Genomic DNA, 20005 nt, shown 5'->3' on the forward strand with positions numbered 1-20005 from the left:
ACCGACTTCATCCCCACACCATCAGCTCGCCACGACGAGCTGATGGTCGCAAATCAAAGCATCAGGGGGGTCAAAATTGGACGCCGATTCCCCAGCTTATGGGGTCAATTTTGCACGCCGATTCACATGTCAGCTACGTAACATCCAATTCGGCCCCCCTGTTGAATACTTTCATTCGCACCGTTGTGAAGGCGCGTTCGCTTGATCAGGAGCACCCCTATCTAGCGACCCTTTCCACGTCGCAGATACGGGACTCGTGGATCAACTATGCCTACCTCAGCACAGGACAGACTCTGGTGGCGCAATATGGGGGAGGACATCGCAACCAGCGAACCCTTAGACACTACCTATCGGTGCGACGGTACAGGCGCGATAGCGAAAAAAAGTACCGAATACTTCAGGACCACATATTTTCCGAGATAGTCGGCGCTCGACGGCTCGATCCAACGCGCCTGCGGATCCTCGTTCAAAAAGGGCAGATCACCCCCGAAGAGGAAGCCAGGCTTATGGATCTGCGCAGTCGCACCCGCCACGGCATGCGCTGCCTTGATCCCCAGCACCCGCCTAAGGAACTCGTTCCAGACCATGTGTCCGGGGAATTATGCCGGCTGCAGCGATGCACAGGATGCCCTCACGGAGTGGCGTTCGACGATGCAGTAAAGCCCCTCGCCTACGCGCTCGCAGACCTTCATGCCGAAAGAAGGTTGCGGCCGCTGGACGCCTGGCGAGGCACGTCGCTCGAAGACGAAGAGAAGTCCATTGCGGCAACCCTTCGCCAATTCGATCAAGATACCGTACGCGCAGCTTACCAAGCGCGTGTCGAGGAACTGCGGTCCGGAACAGCGCGAGTTTTCGATGCCTACCCACTCTACTAGTCCTGCGATGGACAGCTGGCGCCAAGACAGACTGGTCGAGGCCGGCCATTTTCCCTCACTCGCCATGCTCGACTGGAATGCGCTGAGGCGCATTGAGATCTTTCCAGGCTGCAGACTCGGCGATCCCATCCTTCAAGTCCCCGAGACATACCTTCCCCCGGGGGCAATGCGGCGTCCAGGATCGCGGCGTCGCGACCCTTCGCTCGGCGGAAAGCTATTCGCTGGGGTGGAAGAAGCCGTCGCACGACACCGTGACGAGAACGTCCGCCGCGCACTTTTGGTCCTCTGGCTACCCCACGACGGAAAGAGAGGCGGAAACGGCCTGGGGCCATCGAGCTGGCTCACCCACAGCGGGCTATTTCTGCGGGCTGTGTCATACCTCATCGAGGACGCCCCGCCAGATCTTTGCGAGATCTGGGGTCTCTTTCACGACGACCGGCGGCCAAAGTTCAACAAGATCACGAGTAGCAAGCGTAGTCGAGACGATCTGGAAACGATCTATCAACGCCTCAGAAAAGGGGCTGCAAGAGGATTCATTCCAGATTTGCTAGGCTCGTCTCCACCTCAAGCCAAGCCAAGAGCATCGGCAGAGCAAAGCCACAAAAACCCCATAGACAGCGACGACGAAGGTACCCAAGAAGACGAGCAAATTGAGATCACCAACGCTGCCGAAAAAGAACATTTCGACGACCAGTTCGTGGTGGAAATTATCGGAAGATCGATATGGATCATCGAGAATATCGCGGAAAAATGCATTCAGTGCTGGTCGAATGCCGAAGAAATCGCCCAACAAAATCCCGGGCTTTCGTATGAGCAAGTAAAACTCCGAAAGAATGCTATCGTATCCGGGTTCGATTGGTATGGCGATGATATAAAACACCAATCAACGCTCCCATTCAAGGTTCGCCAGAGAGTCGACCATCAGCGTTATGCCTTGTCCGATGCTTGGCCGCCAAAAAATTATGGCTCACTCGCACTTTTGATTGGCCTTATTCAGGCGCTCGACTTCACGCTTCTTGCGTTTTGCACAGCTGCACGGCACCACGAAATCTCGGGCACACGCGCGGAAGTGAAAGCCGGCGAGCAATCAGATGGGCGGATGCACTCGCGCACGCACAAGATGAAACCGATGATAGGCGGCGAGGAACGGGACTGGCCGCTGCATCCAATGGCCACGCGGGCCTTGGCGCTGCAAGAGAAGTTGGCATCGGTAATCCGCCCCGAAGGCAAGCGGCATCTTTGGGTGCAGTTCAAGTCCTTGGAGGAGTCTCGAAGGGGGGGACATCTCGCCAATATGACGGAACCCATGGTGTACGCGGTTGATCACCTTGGGCTTACCGAAGGATGCAACGGCAGGCCCCACGGCCATCGTTGGAGACACACGGTAACACGATTGGTTGCTCTTGCAGTGGTCGAATCCATGCAGCTGTTGTTGGACCTGTTGGGGCATGCCGACTTTGAGCACTTACTAGCCTATTTGTTGTCAAATCCGGACCTTTCGTCAGAAGTGATGGAGACGGCAGCCGAAGCGTCGATCGTCCTGGCTAGCACCGCCATCGAGGAGGTACTGGACGGCAGAGCCGGCGGACCAGCGGCCGCCACGCTGAAGAGCGGTCTCGAGGGTATGGCGATGCGGCGAGGGATCGAGGCCTTCGGAACGGATGACCGTCGCGAAGCGGCCGAGATCTTGACGGCGAACGGAACTTATTGGGGCCTAGTCCGTCCCGGCATTATCTGCACCAAGGCACCAGGCCAGTTCGGAGCATGCACCAAGGGCCGGGGAGCCCCGGACAAGGGAGGCTGTCGCGCAGATTGCGCAGCTCGCCTCGAACTGGAGCTTGCCAAGGCGCAGTGCCGCCAGGAATTGCTGACTCAGATTGACGAGTATTCTCGCTCAACAGATTACCCCATGGCCGTGGCCCGCCTCAAAGGTCAAATACTGGCGAATCTTCATCGATGGGAGGAGGTCCGGGAGGAGATGGTCGCTCGGTTTGAAATAGCTGGCCAGATCTGGCGTGGTGTGTCGTGACCGAGGTGTCCCACAAACGGCGACCACGGAGGCACACGGCAAAGAAAGGTGCCGCCGCTCCACGGATACTCGTGCCCTGCGCCCCGCACGACCTTGAAAGCTTCGAGCGCATCGACTGGACACTAAGGACAATCCTAAAGGAGGTGAAGCAGAACCGTGGAAAGTATCCTCACTCTGCGCGGGCCCCGACCATACGAGAGGTCCTCGTCAGGGGAGGCCTGAGCAAGACCTATCTGGAATTTCAAGGCGGGAATCTCTACCGCGAGAACCTGAAAGAGCGATACAAGAAAAAGATCAAGCGCGTCCTCGGGCGAATTGCGACTGCGCGATATCGATCTCAATCGCCTGCTCAATCCGCAGCCGAAACGGCTCGAGCGGACACCAGCGCCTGGTCCAAGCTGCGAGATCAGCTGCAAGCTCTGAAGCAGCGCTGGGTCGAGGCAGAACTTGAATACATCGACGCCGAGAGCCGTGTCCGGAAGCTTGAAGAATCGGTTCAAGAACTAACCGGGGAAAACGAGAGGCTTCGGAGCCTTCTCACCGAGTCAAACATCCGCGTCCTACATCGAACCTAAGTTCGCTCCACCTGCAACGCTTTCTGCGACTTTCGACAGCCTGGTCGATCGAAGGCGCGTCGGCATTTCCCTCCATTATCGATGTGCCGTCGCTCGCTAAGCAGCGGGTTGGCTTGCCTGATACTCACAGCGGATTTTGCGAGTAGCAACGCGAGTAATTCAGCCGTAACATATTGACAACTCTCGCCTTTCTCGGGACGGCATCAATAGAAGATAGGCGCGACGAGCGGATGCAGCTGAGAACTAGAAGGAACACCAAGATGGCTGCGGCTGAAGTTGCGGCATCAAACGATCAGTACAAGCTAACGCCCTTCGGACGCTTATGCACCGAAGGGCGTACAGCAATGACAATGACTCGCCCCGAGATGGCCAAACTGGTGAATACCAGTCCTCGCGATATCTCACTCATAGAAACTGGTCAAAAAACGCCCCCGGCGCACTATGTCGTACTGGTGATGGGTATCCTCGGCTTAGATCTCGAAGAAGTTGAGGCTGCGCTTGCAGCGCAAGATCCTACTTACAAACTCACACGAGTTCCGCAGCCACGTTACGGTGACGTGCGATGAAAAATGTCTATATCGCCAAGGGCGCTTCTCTTCATCAGATCAATCGCTTGGCAGAGACAATTCGTGCCTCAGCGTTTGACTCCAGTGAAGGAGAGATAGACATAATTCGATACTTGGAAATCGACCTGCCTAAGATTTTTCCTGGGCTATATCTCTTCATAGAAGACGATGTGACAATGGGTGCTCGTCGTGCCTTTATATCTGAAGACCCCTTAGGAATAGTCGTTTCCGAGAGCATCTACGAAGCTGCCGCCCAAAAATCAGCGTTCGCTACAGAAGTTCTTCTTCATGAGGTAGGGCATCTTTTCCTGCACCACAGATATGCAGCGCTCGGCCTAAATAACGCTGACGCCGTGTATCGAGATAGAATCAAAGATACGCCGTTGCCCAACAGTGCAGAGTGGCAAGCAACGGCATTCGCCCTTTGCTTTCTTTATCCATATTCGTTTTGCAAAAGATATAAAACTGCCATAGAAATCAAAAAAGCTTATAAATTGACTGAAAGGCAGGCCATTAGAATCCACAAGCATCTAGGCCGCTTAAAGATGCGTCAAGATCAAACCAGTCTGTCCAAAGAGGGGAATTGGATCAAAACTGTGATTTCTGATCTCCCTCCCAAAAAAGCCATTGAACGGACTGCCGATCCGGTCGGCCAGTTTTCACTATTTTTTAGCGGCAGGCGACCAGAGAATAATTTGTTGGATGCATAGCAGGACGTCCTGAATGGAATTCAGGACGACACGCCGCTTCGAGCCACCTCCTGGGTCATCAACCAGAGCCCAACACCTACCCAGCCGGCAACACTCGCAGCGTCTGCTCGTCAAACAACGGCTCATCCTGCCCCGCCCGAACGAACAGCACTTTCCGCGCCTCACCTGCCGGCACCTCGAAATACTGGACGCCGTCAGGCATTTCGCCCCAATCCCCGCAGGGTGGTTCGGGAACTTCATCGGGATTAGCAAGCGCGGCGAGTTCTTTCGCGTAGGCGGCGTCGGGGCTGAATGTGTAGCGCCTGACGCCGGCGGGCACGGTGCCCTCGGTGTAAGGCGCCAGCACGCAGCGGGCGCTGACGGCCTTGTCGGTCTTTTCCAGGAACAGGCGCTGTACGGCAGCCTCGGCGGTTTCGCCGGATTTGAGGTCGAACACCTCGACCAGCGGATCGGCGTCACCACCATCGCTGTATTTGATGGCGAGTGCGTTGCCGGCGAATTCGAAGTGGATCTGGCGGAAGCCGAAGTCGCAGCGCTGCGCCCAGGCGGCAAGGCCGATCGTCTTGTCTGCCAGCTTTTCCCAAACGCATTTGTCGATCGGCGGGCGCGATGGCGCGGGTTCATCCGCGCGTGCCAGGCCGTATATCGTCACGGACGCAAGCAGGATGCTGATCCAAACGATCGATCTCATGGCGCTAGTCATCGCTGCATCCTGTCAGAGTGAAGGCATCCCAGGCCGAGCCGTCCGGATTGGCGTTGGCGAAATCGGCCCATTCGGTGAAAGCCACGCCGAAATCGGGCAGCAGCAACCCTTTCGGCGCCGGTGTCGCTTCGCGCGAATTCAGCTGCTCCGCGCCGCCGCCGGTCAAGGCGTAGACCTGACCGTCCCATATCCTGCACAGGCCGCTGCCATCTTGCAGGCCTGCTTCGCGGTCGTCGTCGGTGCAGGTGTGGCGGATGGTGCCGAGCGGAAAAGAATTCTTGCCGTTGGTCCAGGTGATGTCGGCCGGCAGGTTTTTGTCCGTGTTGGGCACGCGCAGCGAAAACACCTGCGCCGTCAGCGCCGTCGGCTCATTGTCGAGCGGCCGGAATTGCAGAACCGCGCCCGAACGTGGCTCACGGTAGGTGGCGTGGCTCAGCAAACATTCCCTTGCGCTCGCCGCTTGCATCGGGCCGAGCAGCCCCAGGAGAACAAAGGCCAGTTTGCGAAGGATCACCAGATGTCTCCGGGAAAGCGTTGTGGAAGCCAAAAGCCTGTCCTCACACCAGCCCGACCAGCCAGGCAGCGCCGCCGAGAAAGCCCGCCGAACAAATCCACAGCAGCCAGAGCCCACGCACCCGGCATTCGAGCACGGCTGAGCCAGGATTGGCGGGGTCGTAATGCACGTCGACCTTGCTGCCCTCGGCATAGCTTCGTGCCTGACCGCTGACGAGGCCAGGCAGCGAAGCCGTGACCGTGGCGCCGAAGGTGACGCGGTTGGCGCTGTAGCGCTGGCCGGCGACGCCATAGCTGTAGACGATGCGGGATTTGAAGACGGTGCGCCAGCGTCGATAGCCACTATAGTTTCGCAGCGCCTGCAGACCTGAGGACTCAATGCGGCCAGCTGCGACCGGCCATTTTGCCGCGTGCTCGGCAAGCGACTTCTGGGCGAAACCCATGCGCAGGGCGAACAGGCCCATGAACAGCAGCAGTGCCGCGGCGCCGAGATTCTGTGGCTTGGGCAAATGCGGCCGGATCGCCTCCAGCAAACCGCCGACTGAAAACACCAGAACCAGCGCGCCGATCACCAGCCCCGCCGAGAGCTGGAACATGAACTTGAAGGCGCCGTCCGGCATGGTGCGCTCGATCACGGCCTTGCTGGGATCAGCTGGATTGTAGAAGACGGTCACCTCCGCGCCGCGGGGAAACTGCGCAAGGGTTTCGGGGACTTCGAAATTCCCCAAATTCTCCTTCACGCTGTAGCGCGCGCTTTGAAATTTCTTGCCGCCCACTTTGTATTCGAAGGTGATCGCCGGAAAATTGCGCATCTCGGTGGTATCGCTGCTGTCCGAGCCAGCGCCCGAGCTTCTGACCTCACGCGCCTCGACGCGCGAGGAGATGATCTTTCCCGGCGTCGGCAACCAGTGGCTCAGCGCCCGCACCTCGCGCCATTTCACGAAGGTGATGAGCGACAACATGCCGGCAACCGCGCAGGCAAATCCGACCAGCAGAAATTTGAGCTCCAGTTCCACCCTGATCCCCCCGGAGTGCAGGAACCTCATATAGACAGCACGTTGACGGCAATGTCTTGTTTATTCGCAGAGGCGCAGGGGTGACGGAGCCGGCAAAGCCAGACATGAACCAGGCTTCCAGCCGCATCGCCGCACCACCGTTGCTCTTGAGCATCCGTCCTCGACATCGGCTATTGCGACCGTCATCCTGCCCGCATCGCATCCCAGGCGGAACACGACATGATCGATCACATCACCATCGAAGTGGGCGACCTCGAGAAGAGCAAGCTCTTCTATGAACGCGCTTTCGCGCCGTTGGGGTATCGCCTGTCCTTCGGCAAGGAGGGCGTGTTCTGGGCCTTCGATGTCGGCAATGGTTGCCTGTTCGAGATCCAGCGCACGGGCGAGACGCCGCCGCTCACCCATCTGCATGTTGCGTTCCGGGTGAAGAGCAAGGCGGAGGTCGATGCATTTCATCAGGCAGCACTTGAGGCGGGCGCCGGGGACAATGGTGCGCCCGGCCCGCGTCCGGACTATGCGGAGAAGTATTACGCCTGCTTCGTGCTCGATCCCGATGGCTACAATATCGAGGCGATGATCAACGAGGCGTAAGGCGTGCCTTTCCTTCTCCTCAGCGTCACGACGGCCTTACGGCCAGGAAGGTGTTCCATTCTTCGCTGTTGCGGCCGATGTTGAAATCGTCTCTGAGAAGCACCAGCCCGGCGGCTTCGAGACGGGCCGCGAAGTCGTCCCTGCGCCACAAGACCGTGTGATAGTTGCTGTCCGTCTCGCCATCGCCGTCGCGCATCGATACGAGGAAGGCGCCGCCTGGCCGCAGCGACCGGGCTATCTTGGCAAGCACCTGGTCGATCTGGTCTCTCGGCACATGGATCAGGACCGCGAGCGCCAGGACGGCATCATAGGGGCCGCCGAGATCGTCGGTGAGGAGATCGAGAAGCTCACCCCGTTTGCCGCGCGCGGCCTGCAGCTCGAGAAACCGTTTTGTCGCATCGGTGCGGCGAACCTTGACGCCTAAACCCTCCAGAAAGTCCGCATCGTAGCCCGCTCCGGACCCGACTTCCAGGATCCGGCCTTCTGTGCCGGCGATCGCCACAAGGCGCTTCAGCGATGCCTGCTCTCTGTCGTTGGGGACATGCCGCACGATGGCATCGTAACGTTCCGCATAGTCCTCATAGGCACTGATCGTTTGACGGCTCTTAGCCAGAGCTTGCGACAACTCATCCATCCTTCCCTCCCTCGCATTCATGTGGATCAAAAGGCGTGTTCAGCGAACGGTGCCGGGAGGCACGTGTCCGTCGAGAACGCCGATGTCGCGCAGGAAATGATCCGACAGCGAACGCTGGTCGAGCAGCCCGCGCCCGCGGGGTCTGAACGGCGCGGTGAAGAGGTCGAGCACCGGGCGGCGAAGCGTGTTGTAGAGGGTCATTGCCGTGGTCCTTTCGGGTTCGTGTTGATGACCAGAGCATGCCTGTTTGCGGCCTTGGTTTCCAATCGAACGTCGCGTACCATGCATCAGGAGGATTGATGCGTCATGAGTTGGGAGCTACCGCCCTTGGGGGCTATCAGGGTCTTTGAAGCCGCGGCGCGACTGGGCAGTTTTACCAAGGCGGCCGAAGAACTCGGCATGACACAGTCAGCGGCCAGCTATCAGATCAAGGTGCTGGAAGAACGCGCCGGAACGCCGCTTTTCATAAGGAAAACAAGGCAGATCGCCTTGACCGAGGCCGGGCAGCAGCTGGCGCCGCACGCAACAGGCGCGTTCTCGGCCCTGGCCGATGCCTGGGTCGCCACAAAGGGCGGAGCGAGCGGCGTGCTGTCGCTTACGACCATGGCGACATTTGCGTCGAACTGGCTGGCCGTGTGGCTTGGAACATTCCAGCTGATGCATCCCGACCTCGCCGTGAAGGTGGATACATCGTCGAGGTTGGTCGATTTCGGCCGCGAGGGCATGGATATCGGCATTCGGACCGGCACCGGCAAATGGCCTGACCTGACAGCCCACTATCTGTTCAAGGCGGACTACACGCCGATGCTCAGTCCAAAACTGGCCGAGAGCGTGGGCGGCATCCGCCGCCCCGAGGATCTCTACAAGGTGCCGCTATGCGGCCCTGACGATCCCTGGTGGAAAATCTGGTTCGAAGCGGCCGGCGTGCCCTTCGATCCCGCTCGCATCATCCCAGGCCCGGCACTCGGCGGGCAGTCTTATGACGCCATGGCGGCACTGACCGATCAGGCTGCTGCCATCCTCACCCAAAACCTCTACAGCGCGCTTTTGGCGAAGGGGCAGCTGATAAAACCTTTCGACATCGTCGGATCCGACGGCGACGGCTATTGGCTGGTGCATCTGGAAAGCCGCCGCAACACGCCTAAGATCAAGGTGTTCCGGGACTGGGTGCTGGCCCAGACCGCGGATATTCGAGCGCAAGAAGCGCGCCAGGCAAGACCAGTGGGATTGGCGGCCCGTTAGCAAAAGCCGTAGTGTTGCCTATGCCCATCGACACGATGACGTGACCGAAGGGTAATTTGACGAGCGATGCGATCCGATGGAGAAATCCTCAGGGAGGATAGCCGGATGATGGCCAAGAGCGACGAAACCGACGACGACACCGACATCGTCAATCAGCTCGCCTATGTCAGAGCCGATCCAACCCAGCACGACACGTTGACACTTCTCACCATGATCGATGCGGCGATTGCCGAGATCATGGCATTGAGGAGAAAGCTGCGGCTGAGCGAGGAGAGGAACGGCGGGAGCAACCAGCTCCAATAGGCGGCAGAACCAGAGCGAAGGGCGATGCGAACCCTAGTCCGCGTCGGCCATCATCTGACGGCCGCCGCCGCCGGCCCAGGCGCGCCATTGCCGCTCGTCGCCGTGGAAGACGTTGAGATCGATGCGGCCGGTCACACCATGCGACAGGCCGGAGCCGGAATACTGCCAGAACAGCCATTTGCGGTCGGGATAGACCTTCGACGGATGGCGGGCCACGGCGCGCAGCCAGAACGGATAGTCTGGGAAAGCGCCGCGCAGATTGTCGCGGTAAAAGTCGGGGCTGGTGTAGATGATCGGCCGCTGGCCATAGTGGCGCTCCAGCTTGTCCATGAACACCTGCATCTTCTCCAGCACCTTTTCGCGTGACGGGCGCCGCTTGCATGAGGAGTCGCCGTTCCATTCGACATCGATCACCGGCGGCAAGGCGCCATCGACCTTCGGCACGTTGCGGATGAACCAGTCGGCCTGTTCGCCGGCGGTGCGGCACCAGTAGAAGAAATGATAGGCACCGCGCTTCAGCCCGGCGGCATCGGCATTGCGCCAGTTCCTCATGAACATCGGATCGAGATGGTCGCCGCCATCGGTCGCCTTGATGTAGGCAAAGTTGGCGCCCTGGGCACGCAGCTTCCCCCAGTTCACGTCACCTTGCCAGCGCGATACGTCGACGCCGTGCACGGCAAGGTGGCGGGGCGAGGAGCGGCCGAAATTGATCGGCTTGGCATCGCGAAAGCCATAGCGCGTGACCGGCCCGGCAAGCATCGGAGGGGCTGCCCGCGACAGGAGTTTTGGCGGCGAGACCAGGGCTGCCGGCTCGACCGGCGGATCGACGCTGTCGGGCAATTCAGGCGCGGGAAACGCCACCGTCTCTTCCTCCGCCAGGCCGAAGGGCGGAGCATTGTCGTCAGCGGGCGCGGCCTCGGCCAACTTGCGCACCTTGTTGGCCTTGGTCTCGGGAACGGATGCGATCGGCGCGCTTGGCCGCACCACCGAGCTGGTGGTTTCATTCGACGGCTTCTGCATGTCGAGCGCGTCCATGCCCGATGTCGACGAGCAGCCGGCAAGGCACAGCGCTGCGATCACGAAACTGATGGCGCCTGGTAACCGCATCTGGACCTGTACTCAAAACACAACAGACCGAAGGCGACGGCCCACGGACAACCAGCCCAGTTATGAACGAGAAATTACCAATAAAGTTTGAATCAAGTTTTTTACCATGACTGTGACCCGTTTCAGACATTCGCCGTCGCCGGCCGGGCCAAGCCTTGACAGTGCCATTATGTGGCTGTTGAGACGGGATGCGGCGGCGTTGGCCGCCGGCATTTCCCACGATTCCCAAAAGGCGCCCGATGATTGCGTTGCAGCGGCTTCTCCTGGTCCCCCTGCTCGTGGCCCTCTCCTGCGGCGGCGCGCTCATGGGCGAGACCGCGCACGCCAGCGCACTGACCGTCGTTCCCCCCGGCAATCGCTCGCAGACGCAACCGCCTATCCCCGACGCATCGGCGACGCGGACCCGCGCCTTCAAGACCACCTACGCGGAAAAATACCAGAAGATCGTCGCGCTGCTGAAGCGCGAGAAGAAACTGGTGGCGCATATCAAGCAGGTGGCGGCGGCTTACGATATCGACCCCATCCATATTGTCGGCGCGCTGGTCGGCGAACATACCTACAATGTCACCGCCGTCGGTTCGGTCCAGACCTACTATGTGAAGGCGCTGTCCTATTCCGGTCTCGACTTTGCCTTCCGCTACAAGGGCGTGCCGGTGCAGACCTTTGTCCAGCGGCCGGAATTCGCGGCCTGCGCCGAGGCGAAAGACAGTGCCTCCTTGTGGAGCTGCCGCGACAGGGTGTGGGTCGACCGTTTCCGCGGCAAGACGGTCGACGGCGTCACCTATGACGCCCAGACATTCCAGCAGGCTTTCTTCCAGCCCTTCTTCGCCGGCCAGACATTCGGCCTCGGCCAGATCAGCCCGCTGACCGCGCTCGAGGTCACCGATCTGGTGAACAAGGTAAGCGGCTACGACAGGCTGACGCCCGATCATCCGCAGGCGATCTATCGCGATGTCATGGATCCCGACCGCAGCATCGTCTACATCGCCGCGATCGTGCGCGACGCCATCGACGCCTACAAGGAACAGGGTTTCGACATATCAGGCAATCCGGGGATCACGGCCACGCTCTACAATGTCGGCCAGCCCCGGCAGCGCGCGGCCGAGCTGCGCGCGGCGGTTGCCGGCGGCAAGGGCCGCAAGCTACCGGTCGAGAATTATTACGGCTGGCTCGTCAACGACAAGCTCGACGAACTCAGAAGCCTGCTCGACAGCGGCAGCTGAGAAACGCTTTAAACAGGGAGCCTGCGTGCAGTCGTTCATCGACCAGAGCGTTTGTTTCATCGAGAACCATCAGGCCTGGGCCGGCCTCGTGGTCGGGCTGCTGGCTTTTGGCGAGTCGCTGGTGCTGGTCGGTATCCTCCTGCCCGGCACCACGGTGCTCATCATCGTCGGCGGCCTGGTGGGGGCCGGCATCGTCCAGCCTCTGCCCGTTCTTCTGGCCGCGATGATCGGGGCGGCGCTCGGCGATACCATCTCCTACTTTCTCGGCAGATGGCTGGGGCGCGGTGTCGTCCACAAATGGCCGCTCAACCGCTACCGCCGCGAGGTCGCCAGGGCGCGGCTGTTCTTCCACCGTTATGGTTTTGCAGCGGTTTTCGTCGGCCGCTTCTTCGGCCCGGTCCGTGCCACCGTTCCACTGGTCGCGGGCATGATGGGCATGCACCGCCGCCGCTTCCAGATCGCCAACATCCTGTCGGCGATCATCTGGGCTCCGGTCGTGCTGTCGCCGGGATGGCTGGTGGCCAAGGGCGCCGGCAGCATCCCCGAACTCGATGTGACCAGCCGGTTCGGGTTGGCGGGGATCGCCGCGATCGCCTTGATCATCATCGCGGTGATCGCCCTCAAGCTCCGGCGCAGGCGAACCGCCCGCGCCTAAAGCGCGTCGCATCGAAGCGGGTACACGCGACGCGCTTTAGGTCTTTGTTTTGATGAATGTCGTTCTCCCAAAACCGAGATCATTTTTGGGCAACATGCATTAGCCCCTTTTCCTGAACACCCCGATCATCGGCCCCAGATTCCAGTAGTCATCGTTGCGGCCAATCGCGGGCGCGTACAGGCTCGATATCGTGCCGTCGAGAAACAGCGCATTGTCGCAGCCGAGCGCATCTCGAAACAGCCGGGCGAAGGCATGGAAATTCACGGTGTCGTTCGAAATGGCAAAGACCGCGACACCGTCTTTGCGCACCCCGACGCCATCTCGGGTCTTGCGTGAGGTGCCGTCGGACTGGAATTTCGGATGAAGCTGGCCGTCGATCACCAGCATCGGTCCGGATTGCGTCGCATAGTCGGTGGACGGCCGCTCCCTAACGAAATCCCTGGTCGCCCGGACCACGGCCTTGGCGCCGCTGATGTAGAAGATGCCATTCGGCTGCAGCGAAAAATTACCGCTTCCCGATCCCGTCTTCACACCGGCCATTTCCTGACCACGCTCGACATAGAGGCCGACCGGCCTGAGGTCGGGATGATACATGCCGCCATTGATGGCAAACAGCATGGTGCGGCCGGCCGCACGCTGGGCGGTGTCGAGATTGTGCAGCGACTGGAAAGGCTTGCCGGCCGGGTCCTTCCAGAACAGTTCGATCGAATAAAGTTTCGGATCAACCTCGCAGATGAGGTAGCTCGTCGCCTCGAAGGCGAAGTCGCGGCACGGCGGCACCGACACGAACCATTGGCTGAACGCCATCGTCGTGGCGACCGCCTGCGGCAGCGCGGCCTTAACCAGGCCCAGCAGCAGGGGCGCCGAGTTGAGAAGTGTCAGAAAGTCCATGCGCCTGCGGATGCCAGCTTCAATCAGCTGTCGTGGTTATCACCACTTGCTGGCACCATGGAAGACCGGCACGGAAGGATCGGATCGGGTTTCAAGCTCGGACGCGGCGGGGCCAACTGAGCAATTCCAGGAAAAGTGTGAAGCGGTTTTCCGTCCGGAATTGCATCAATACAAAGATCTCGACTATTTGACGGCGCTGACCAGCTGTTCGTCGCCACCCAGGATGGAAACCCAGTGCCCGGTGTTGTCGCTCGCCTGCCGTTTCAGGTAGCGATAGCTGGTCTGGTTCCAGAGGCGGACCTTGTCGGTCAGGTTGTCGAGGATGAAGTCGCCCTTGTCGGTGCGCACCGTCAGCACCGCGTGACCTTCGCCATCCGGTTTGCGAACGACCGTCATCAAAAGATTGGCTATGGCAATGCCCAGGCTGTTGAGCTCACGCCGCTTTTCCAGCGCGTAATCCTCACAGTCGCCAAAGCCGTTGTCCGGATAGGCCCACCATTCGTCCTTGCCGTAATTGTCCATGTCGCTCATCGGCTTGACGCGCGTGTTGACCGAGAGATTCACGGCTGAGATTTCGTGCAGCAGCTTGCTGGTCAGCTGTTCCGGCACGCTGTTGGGCGAGCGGATCGAGCATTCGGCGACATGTATCTTGCAAAAATCGTAGTGGCCGATCGGCTGGGAGGTCGAGCCGCCGACAACCATGGAAGCAGGCGCTGCATAGGCCCCCACCGAACAGAAAGCGGTCAGCGCAACCGCCAGCCCCAGCCCCTTCGCCTTGCGGCGCCAACCCATCGAGGATGCCATCCGGCCCCACCCATCCGTTTTGTTAACAGAATGTTAAGGGCGGTTATATTCCGAAGTCAATCAACCCTAGCGATCACATCTCCGATGGATCGACTCAGGCGCCCAACTGGTTGCCTGCACGCAACACTAAGCCCGCTAAGCCAGCCATCCCATCGCCACACCGAGCAACAGGACGACGCCGAGCAGGCCGCGGTAGATGACGAAGGGCCAGGCGGAGAAGCGTTCCAGCACGCGCATCAGGCCCCAGATGGCGAAGAAGGCGGAGATCGAGGCGACGACCAGCCCGGTGGCAAGGACCGACCAGCCATGGGCGTCGAGATGAACCTTGTGCAGTTCCCACAACTCCTTGAGGCCGGCCAGCGCGATCGCCGGCAGCCCGAGCAGGAACGAGAAGCGCGCCGCCTCGGCCCGCTTGAAGCCGAGCCCAAGTGCCGCCGTCAAGGTCGAGCCCGAGCGCGAGACGCCGGGTATCAGCGCGCCGATCTGGGCCACGCCGACAAGCAGCGCGTCGGTGAGCGAGGCCTCGCCGATCGTGCGTTTGTGGCGGGCGAAAATCTCTGCGAGAGCCAGCAGGATCGCCATGACGATGCAGGACCAGCCGATCACGCTCAGGCTGCGCAGCGGCGAATTGCAGGCGTTGAGAACGCCCGACAGCGCGACGCCGGCAATGACGATCGGGATCGTCGCCAGCACGATCCAGCAAGCCAACTGGAAATGCCGGTCGGCGAAGTCGCGGCGCGTCAGAGCGTCGAGCGAGCCGAACAGGAGATCTCGGACATCGCCCCAGAAATAGCTGATCACGGCGGCAAGGGCTGCAAGCTGCATGGCGGCGGAGAAGGCTGAGCCCGGATCCTGCCAGCCGAGCACCGCCGGCACGATGCGCATATGGGCGGTCGAGGAAATCGGCAGCAATTCGGTGATGCCCTGCACCAGGCCGAGAAAGGCGACCTTGGCAAATCCCAGGCCGACGAAGCCTGTGTCTACGCCTTGAGTGCAGATGTCTGCCATATCGAGCCTTTCTGTCGAACAACCATGAGGGGCGATCCCCCGCCGAGCAATAGTCTGGCGATCCCCGGAATCCTATTTACGGATTTGTAAGGCGCCGCTTGACAAGCCGCCCGTTCATATTATTCTCCGCTAATCTTACACTGTAAGTTAAATGACGGAGGAGAGCCATGCCGACCGCCCTGTCAGAGTTACAGCCCCTGCCCGAATCGCACCCGCCCGGCATCGCGATCGAGGATGTCTCGCGCGACCTCAGCCGTATTATCGAGCGTGCCGAGGTGAACGCCTGGCTCGACCTCTATGCGGCCGCGCCGGCCGATTTCGCGGCAAGGCAAGGGCTTTCGATAGCAGGAGAAGGCGACCTCACCTGGACCACCTGCACGACGATCCCGTTCGTCCATTTCAACTGCGTGAAGAATTTCGGCGTCGACAGCCCGGCCTCCGAAAGCCAGCTCGACGCTCTGCTGGCGCACTACCGCGCCGCCGGCATTTCGCGGCCCTGGTTCTATGTCAATCCACACACAGAACCATCACGCCTCAGATGCTGGCTCGAGGCGCGCGGCCTGCAGCGCCAGGGCGGCTGGGAGCGGATTTATCGCGAGGCGGAACCGCTGTCATCCGAGCCGCTCTTCATGGCTGACGGGGTTTCAGTCGAACGCGTAACGAAGGCATCGGCAAGCGAATGGGCCGGCTTCATCGACAGAAGCTACCGGCTGCCCACCTCACCCTGGCTGCTGGCTCTGGTCGGCCGACAAGGCTGGCATCACTACATGGCCAGGCGCGATGGCGCGGTGGTGGCGGTGCGCTCGCTGTTCATCGGCGCCGACGGCGCGGCCTGGAGCGGCATCGAAGCGCCGGTGCCGGGCATTATGGCGCCGAGCTTCGATCTCGACGCGGTGCTTGGAGAAGCGCTGGTGCGCGACGGAATTGCGGCCGGCGCGAAACTGTTCGTCGCCGACATCGAGGCGCCGCACGAGGAACGCAACGGCCCGGCCTATCGCAACTATGCACGGCTGGGCTTCAGAATCGCCTATTTCCGCAGCCATTACAGCTATTTGCCGGCTAGCTCCAACTGACCGTGCCTAACTGCGCAGCCATTGCTGGAAACAACTTTTGGCCACGATATGGGCCGGCGGAACGACCGGCTGATCGGCGCGTGCGTTATCGGGCACCCTGCTGCGGACCCGTTCGAGCAGCATGCGTACCTGTTCCGGGCGCACACGATCGCGCTCCATGACAAGCAGGACCATCGGATCGCTCAAAAGCTCGTCCAGGGTGCTGATGCTGTCGTTCATCCGTCGTCTCCTCGAATGCCGGCCCGCGCAGCATAGATAGGAAGACAATGATGGCCCGCCAATGACGTTTTGCCGGCTATCGCGTGTTGTTTTGGATTAAATTTTGGTCATGGTTTCATCTTCCCTTCTCCCACAAGGGAGAACGAAAGACCTAGCCTGGCGGCGGAGCGCCTTCATGTTGCGGCAGGCCGTCATCGAGCACCACCCAGGGCTGTTTCGAGGCGGTAAAAATGTGCATCTGCGGCCTGAAGAAAGTGGGATCGTCGAGCGAACCGGTGGTGATGCCGATGATGCCGGCGGAGTCGCGACGCGAAAACATCGTCGTGCCGCAGCTCGGGCAAAACCCGCGCTTGAGATCGGGCGAGGTGTTCACCGTCGCCAGCGGCCCCTCGATGGTCACATCATCGATGCGAAACAACACGCATGCGTTGAAGGCGGCGCCGATCGCCTTCTGGCAAAGCCGGCAGTGGCAGACGCGTTCGTTGATGGGAATAGCGTCGGTACGATAGCGCACCGCTCCGCACAGGCACCCGCCCTGATGTCTAGCCATCGCCTTGATCCACGAGTGGAGAGAATAAGCGGCAAGCTAGTCGCATGATCGACAGGGTCAATTGAAAAGCTTTGATACAACGCCATCGATAATCGGAATGCGATGGAGTTCACCATGGCGCAAGACATCGACACCATCGGCATCGCGGATCTGTTCGGGCCGCCCTCGGCCGCCCGCGACCGCGCCGACGCCAGCATCATGGCCGCTGCCTCGGGAATAGGTTTCATGGCGGTCCAGGATTTTCCCGGCGACGCCTGGCTGACGCCGGACAGCCGAGCGCAATTGCTGCGCATCTTCGCCCTTCCCCAACCTGAGAAGCAGAAATTGCTGCGCTGGAATTTCGACCAGACAAAAAAGAACGTCTATCGCGGCTGGTTCCCGTTGCAGCCGACAGCCGTCTCCTACAAGGAAGGCATCGACATGGGCCCGGATATCGCTGGTGCAGCCGGCCGTTCGGCATCCGACGATCCGCTGTGCGAGCCGACGCCCTTACCGGCCGAAGGCGCCCTGCCCGGCTGGCGCGCGGCTGCGGCCGATTACTATCGCGCGATGGAGACGGTCGGCAGCGCGCTGATGCGGTCGATCGCGCGCGGTCTTGGCCTGCCGGAAGCGATCTTCGATCCTTATTTCGAACACGGCATCTCGACGCTGCGCCTGATCCGCTACCCCCTGCGCGACGCCAATGCAGGCATCGACATCAGCGGGCCAGACTTCTCGGTGGTCCACAAGGGCGAGAGACGCACCATCATCGGCCGCGAGCATGCCGATTCCGGTTTCGTCACCTTGCTGGCACAGGACGGCGTCGAAGGCTTGCAGGCAAAAAACCTCGCCGGCGAATGGATCGACGTGCCGCCGGCCAACGGCACGCTGGCGGTCAATTTCGGCCAGTTGCTGGAACGCTGGACCGGCGGGCGTGTGCGGGCGACGCGGCACCGGGTGATTGCGCCGAAGACGGCGCGGTTTTCGATCCCGTTTTTCTATGAGCCGCGTGTCGATGCCGAGATCGCGCCCTTGCCACTGAGCGGCGCCGATCCCTTCAAGCCGTTTCTCTACGGCGACTATCTCTGGGAAGCGGCTACGAATTTCGTCGAGATGAGCGGCATCAAGCATCTCAGGCAGCCGCGCCGGGCAGCTTCCTGAACAACACGCCGGCCATCTCGCAGAAGACGGCCGGCGGAAACGATATGCCGTCATTCCGTTTCGCTGACCACCTCGTCCCAGCTCTTCACCTTGGTCTCGCCGTTGAGGAACGGCAATGCGGCGGCCGTCAGTTCCGGAGCGAAGAAGACGTCGTAATGGGTGCGGTTGGGCAGGATCGCCAGGCGGTTCTGCGACAGGTTCTCGCGCATCCAGCCGGCGTCCTTCAGCCCGCCGCCGAGCATCTGGTAGAACTTGATCTCATGCTCGGGCTTGTACATGTCGCTGTCGCCATAGGCGAGCATGACCGGCATCTTCAGCTTGGAAACATCGGCCGAGAAGTCATAGTCCTGGCGCATGAAGTTGCCGAGCGCATCGAGCAGTTTCGGAAAATCTTCCGGGTGCGGCGCGACCGCGACGTAGGATTTGTACATCGGCGTGTCCTTCATGAATTCGGCCGCCGCCGCGCTCACCTGCGCCTGCTGCGGGCGCATCTCGTCATAGAAGCCGTCGGCGGCATAGCCGGTCGAGACCAGCACGAGCCGGCGCACGGTCTCGGGATGCTGGACCGCCATGCGGAAGGCGACGCCGCCGCCCAGCGAATAGCCCATGACGTCGACCTGGCGATAGCCGAGCGCCTTGACGATAGCGGCCATGTCATCGCCGATCGCCTCCAGGCTGAACGGCCGGTCGCCGAGCGCGGTGCGGCCATGGCCTTGCAGGTCGATGCCGATGATTGTGCGGTTTTCGGCAAGCTTGGGCAGGATCGGCGCGAACATGTCGATGGAGCCGAGACCGCCATGCAAAAGCAGCAGCGGCTCGCCCTTGCCGTAGACGGCATAGTAGTAGTTCAGGCCGTTGATCGGCAGCAGGCCGGACTTTTCCGGCTTCGGCAACGTTTTGGTCTCTGTCGTCATGGCAGGTTTTGCCTCCTCGGCATTTGTGGTGCTCGGGCAAGCGACAAGTGCTGCGACCGAAGCAAGAATGGCGAAAAACAGGGTCTTGGACATTTCGATCTCATCTCGAGCGCTGATGTCAAAGCGTCTTGGCGAGGTCTTCGAGCTGGTCGGTGCACTGGCCCCAACCCACGTGAAAACCCATCTGCTCATGCTGCTCGCGGTCGGCGACACTCCAATGCTGAACGCGCGCTACGTAGCGGGTCTTGCCGCCTCCTTCGTCCTCGAAGGTCAGCACGCCGGTCATGAACGGCTTTTCGGATGGCTCCCAAGCCTGGGTATAGGCATCGGTGAAGACGATCTTCTTGCCGGGAACCACTTCCAGGAAAACGCCGGGGTTGGGGAATTCATTGCCGTCGGGGCCGGCCATGATGACAAGGCTCGAGCCGCCGGTGCGCACATCCATTTCGGCGCGCGGCGTCGTCCACGGCTTTGGCGCGAACCACTGCGTCACCAGTTTCGGGTCGGTCCAGCAGCGATAGACGTTCTCGCGCGGCGCATCGATGATGCGGGCGACAACCAGTTCGCGGTCGTTGGCGGGGGCGATGTCGAGCTTGGTGGTCACGGTGGTCTCCTCGGGGTTTGATCTGGCTTCCGCCCCAAGGACGAGCCGACAGAGCGCAAC

Annotated in this window: 23 protein-coding genes and 1 pseudogene; 11 read left to right on the forward strand and 13 right to left on the reverse strand. The window is 60.8% G+C overall.

Features of this window, described 5'->3' with window-relative positions; all coding sequences use genetic code 11:
• The 4 genes and pseudogenes from CKW40_RS44415 to CKW40_RS18920 form a co-directional block, all read left to right on the forward strand.
• Nucleotides 1–875, forward strand: a pseudogene (locus tag CKW40_RS44415) (hypothetical protein); the annotation flags it as partial.
• 7 nt (nucleotides 876–882) lie between these two features.
• The gene (locus CKW40_RS18910; protein WP_095201417.1) at nucleotides 883–2904 is read left to right on the forward strand and encodes a site-specific integrase; all 2022 of its coding nucleotides are present in this window, start codon (nucleotides 883–885) and stop codon (nucleotides 2902–2904) included.
• Between the two features lie 835 nt (nucleotides 2905–3739).
• Nucleotides 3740–4045 (forward strand): helix-turn-helix domain-containing protein, encoded by a 306-nt coding sequence (locus CKW40_RS43005; protein ID WP_143748330.1) that lies wholly within the window; start codon nucleotides 3740–3742, stop codon nucleotides 4043–4045.
• Complete coding sequence (locus tag CKW40_RS18920) at nucleotides 4042–4755, forward strand: ImmA/IrrE family metallo-endopeptidase (protein ID WP_095201419.1); 714 nt, start codon at nucleotides 4042–4044, stop codon at nucleotides 4753–4755. Before CKW40_RS43005 ends, CKW40_RS18920 begins: the two co-directional genes overlap by 4 nt.
• Nucleotides 4756–4831: 76 nt before the next feature.
• On the opposite strand, the gene CKW40_RS18925 is transcribed toward CKW40_RS18920, so the two are convergent.
• From CKW40_RS18925 to CKW40_RS18935, 3 genes are read right to left on the reverse strand one after another with little or no spacing between them, the layout of a single operon-like run.
• On the reverse strand, nucleotides 4832–5446 hold the full coding sequence (locus CKW40_RS18925; protein WP_244571216.1) for a hypothetical protein: 615 nt from the start codon (nucleotides 5444–5446) through the stop codon (nucleotides 4832–4834).
• Between the two features lie 4 nt (nucleotides 5447–5450).
• Nucleotides 5451–5972: a hypothetical protein gene (locus CKW40_RS18930; protein ID WP_095201421.1), complete on the reverse strand. Its 522-nt coding sequence runs from the start codon at nucleotides 5970–5972 to the stop codon at nucleotides 5451–5453.
• Nucleotides 5973–6015: 43 nt separating this feature from the next.
• On the reverse strand, nucleotides 6016–6987 hold the full coding sequence (locus CKW40_RS18935; protein ID WP_179298014.1) for a DUF3592 domain-containing protein: 972 nt from the start codon (nucleotides 6985–6987) through the stop codon (nucleotides 6016–6018).
• A 219-nt stretch (nucleotides 6988–7206) separates the two neighbouring features.
• On the opposite strand from CKW40_RS18935, the gene CKW40_RS18940 reads away from it, so the two are divergent.
• Nucleotides 7207–7578 (forward strand): VOC family protein, encoded by a 372-nt coding sequence (locus CKW40_RS18940; RefSeq protein WP_095201422.1) that lies wholly within the window; start codon nucleotides 7207–7209, stop codon nucleotides 7576–7578.
• 25 nt (nucleotides 7579–7603) lie between these two features.
• Here CKW40_RS18940 and CKW40_RS18945 read toward each other — a convergent pair whose 3' ends face one another.
• Together CKW40_RS18945 and CKW40_RS43805 are read right to left on the reverse strand one after the other, a co-directional pair.
• A complete protein-coding gene (locus CKW40_RS18945; protein ID WP_095201423.1) occupies nucleotides 7604–8212 on the reverse strand; it encodes a class I SAM-dependent DNA methyltransferase in 609 nt (202 codons plus the stop codon).
• Nucleotides 8213–8251: 39 nt separating this feature from the next.
• Entirely contained in the window at nucleotides 8252–8413 is a 162-nt protein-coding gene (locus CKW40_RS43805; protein ID WP_179298015.1) for a hypothetical protein, read from the reverse strand.
• A 105-nt stretch (nucleotides 8414–8518) separates the two neighbouring features.
• Here CKW40_RS43805 and CKW40_RS18950 point away from each other — a divergent pair, with 105 nt between their 5' ends.
• Nucleotides 8519–9454, forward strand: a complete 936-nt coding sequence (locus tag CKW40_RS18950; RefSeq protein WP_095201424.1) for a LysR family transcriptional regulator — start codon at nucleotides 8519–8521, stop codon at nucleotides 9452–9454.
• 108 nt (nucleotides 9455–9562) lie between these two features.
• A complete protein-coding gene (locus tag CKW40_RS18955; protein WP_095201681.1) occupies nucleotides 9563–9757 on the forward strand; it encodes a hypothetical protein in 195 nt (64 codons plus the stop codon).
• A gap of 33 nt (nucleotides 9758–9790) precedes the next feature.
• On the opposite strand, the gene CKW40_RS18960 is transcribed toward CKW40_RS18955, so the two are convergent.
• On the reverse strand, nucleotides 9791–10864 hold the full coding sequence (locus tag CKW40_RS18960; RefSeq protein WP_095201425.1) for a glycoside hydrolase family 25 protein: 1074 nt from the start codon (nucleotides 10862–10864) through the stop codon (nucleotides 9791–9793).
• A 239-nt stretch (nucleotides 10865–11103) separates the two neighbouring features.
• Between CKW40_RS18960 and CKW40_RS18965 the strand changes: the two genes are divergently transcribed.
• Together CKW40_RS18965 and CKW40_RS18970 are read left to right on the forward strand one after the other, a co-directional pair.
• The gene (locus CKW40_RS18965; RefSeq protein ID WP_179298016.1) at nucleotides 11104–12087 is read left to right on the forward strand and encodes a DUF1402 family protein; all 984 of its coding nucleotides are present in this window, start codon (nucleotides 11104–11106) and stop codon (nucleotides 12085–12087) included.
• Between the two features lie 25 nt (nucleotides 12088–12112).
• Complete coding sequence (locus CKW40_RS18970) at nucleotides 12113–12742, forward strand: DedA family protein (RefSeq protein ID WP_095201426.1); 630 nt, start codon at nucleotides 12113–12115, stop codon at nucleotides 12740–12742.
• A 99-nt stretch (nucleotides 12743–12841) separates the two neighbouring features.
• Here the strand turns inward: CKW40_RS18970 and CKW40_RS18975 are convergent, their stop codons facing one another.
• The 3 genes from CKW40_RS18975 to CKW40_RS18985 form a co-directional block, all read right to left on the reverse strand.
• Nucleotides 12842–13633: a phosphodiester glycosidase family protein gene (locus CKW40_RS18975; protein ID WP_095201427.1), complete on the reverse strand. Its 792-nt coding sequence runs from the start codon at nucleotides 13631–13633 to the stop codon at nucleotides 12842–12844.
• A gap of 183 nt (nucleotides 13634–13816) precedes the next feature.
• Nucleotides 13817–14437 (reverse strand): transglutaminase-like cysteine peptidase, encoded by a 621-nt coding sequence (locus CKW40_RS18980; protein WP_095201428.1) that lies wholly within the window; start codon nucleotides 14435–14437, stop codon nucleotides 13817–13819.
• A 135-nt stretch (nucleotides 14438–14572) separates the two neighbouring features.
• Nucleotides 14573–15445 carry an undecaprenyl-diphosphate phosphatase gene (locus tag CKW40_RS18985; protein ID WP_095201429.1) on the reverse strand — a complete coding sequence of 291 codons (873 nt, stop codon included), beginning with the start codon at nucleotides 15443–15445 and terminating at the stop codon, nucleotides 14573–14575.
• A gap of 167 nt (nucleotides 15446–15612) precedes the next feature.
• Here CKW40_RS18985 and CKW40_RS18990 point away from each other — a divergent pair, with 167 nt between their 5' ends.
• Complete coding sequence (locus tag CKW40_RS18990) at nucleotides 15613–16518, forward strand: hypothetical protein (protein WP_095201430.1); 906 nt, start codon at nucleotides 15613–15615, stop codon at nucleotides 16516–16518.
• Between the two features lie 6 nt (nucleotides 16519–16524).
• Here the strand turns inward: CKW40_RS18990 and CKW40_RS18995 are convergent, their stop codons facing one another.
• Entirely contained in the window at nucleotides 16525–16737 is a 213-nt protein-coding gene (locus tag CKW40_RS18995; protein WP_095201431.1) for a hypothetical protein, read from the reverse strand.
• A gap of 151 nt (nucleotides 16738–16888) precedes the next feature.
• Nucleotides 16889–17287 (reverse strand): GFA family protein, encoded by a 399-nt coding sequence (locus CKW40_RS19000; RefSeq protein WP_095201432.1) that lies wholly within the window; start codon nucleotides 17285–17287, stop codon nucleotides 16889–16891.
• A 114-nt stretch (nucleotides 17288–17401) separates the two neighbouring features.
• Here CKW40_RS19000 and CKW40_RS19005 point away from each other — a divergent pair, with 114 nt between their 5' ends.
• Nucleotides 17402–18427 carry an isopenicillin N synthase family dioxygenase gene (locus CKW40_RS19005; RefSeq protein ID WP_095201682.1) on the forward strand — a complete coding sequence of 342 codons (1026 nt, stop codon included), beginning with the start codon at nucleotides 17402–17404 and terminating at the stop codon, nucleotides 18425–18427.
• Nucleotides 18428–18477: 50 nt separating this feature from the next.
• On the opposite strand, the gene CKW40_RS19010 is transcribed toward CKW40_RS19005, so the two are convergent.
• Nucleotides 18478–19434: an alpha/beta fold hydrolase gene (locus CKW40_RS19010; RefSeq protein ID WP_095201433.1), complete on the reverse strand. Its 957-nt coding sequence runs from the start codon at nucleotides 19432–19434 to the stop codon at nucleotides 18478–18480.
• 25 nt (nucleotides 19435–19459) lie between these two features.
• Nucleotides 19460–19945 carry an SRPBCC family protein gene (locus CKW40_RS19015; protein ID WP_095201434.1) on the reverse strand — a complete coding sequence of 162 codons (486 nt, stop codon included), beginning with the start codon at nucleotides 19943–19945 and terminating at the stop codon, nucleotides 19460–19462.
• Nucleotides 19946–20005 lie beyond the last annotated feature (60 nt).

The sequence above is a fragment of the Mesorhizobium carmichaelinearum genome (assembly GCF_900199455.1).
GTDB classification, from domain to species: Bacteria; Pseudomonadota; Alphaproteobacteria; order Rhizobiales; family Rhizobiaceae; genus Mesorhizobium; species Mesorhizobium carmichaelinearum.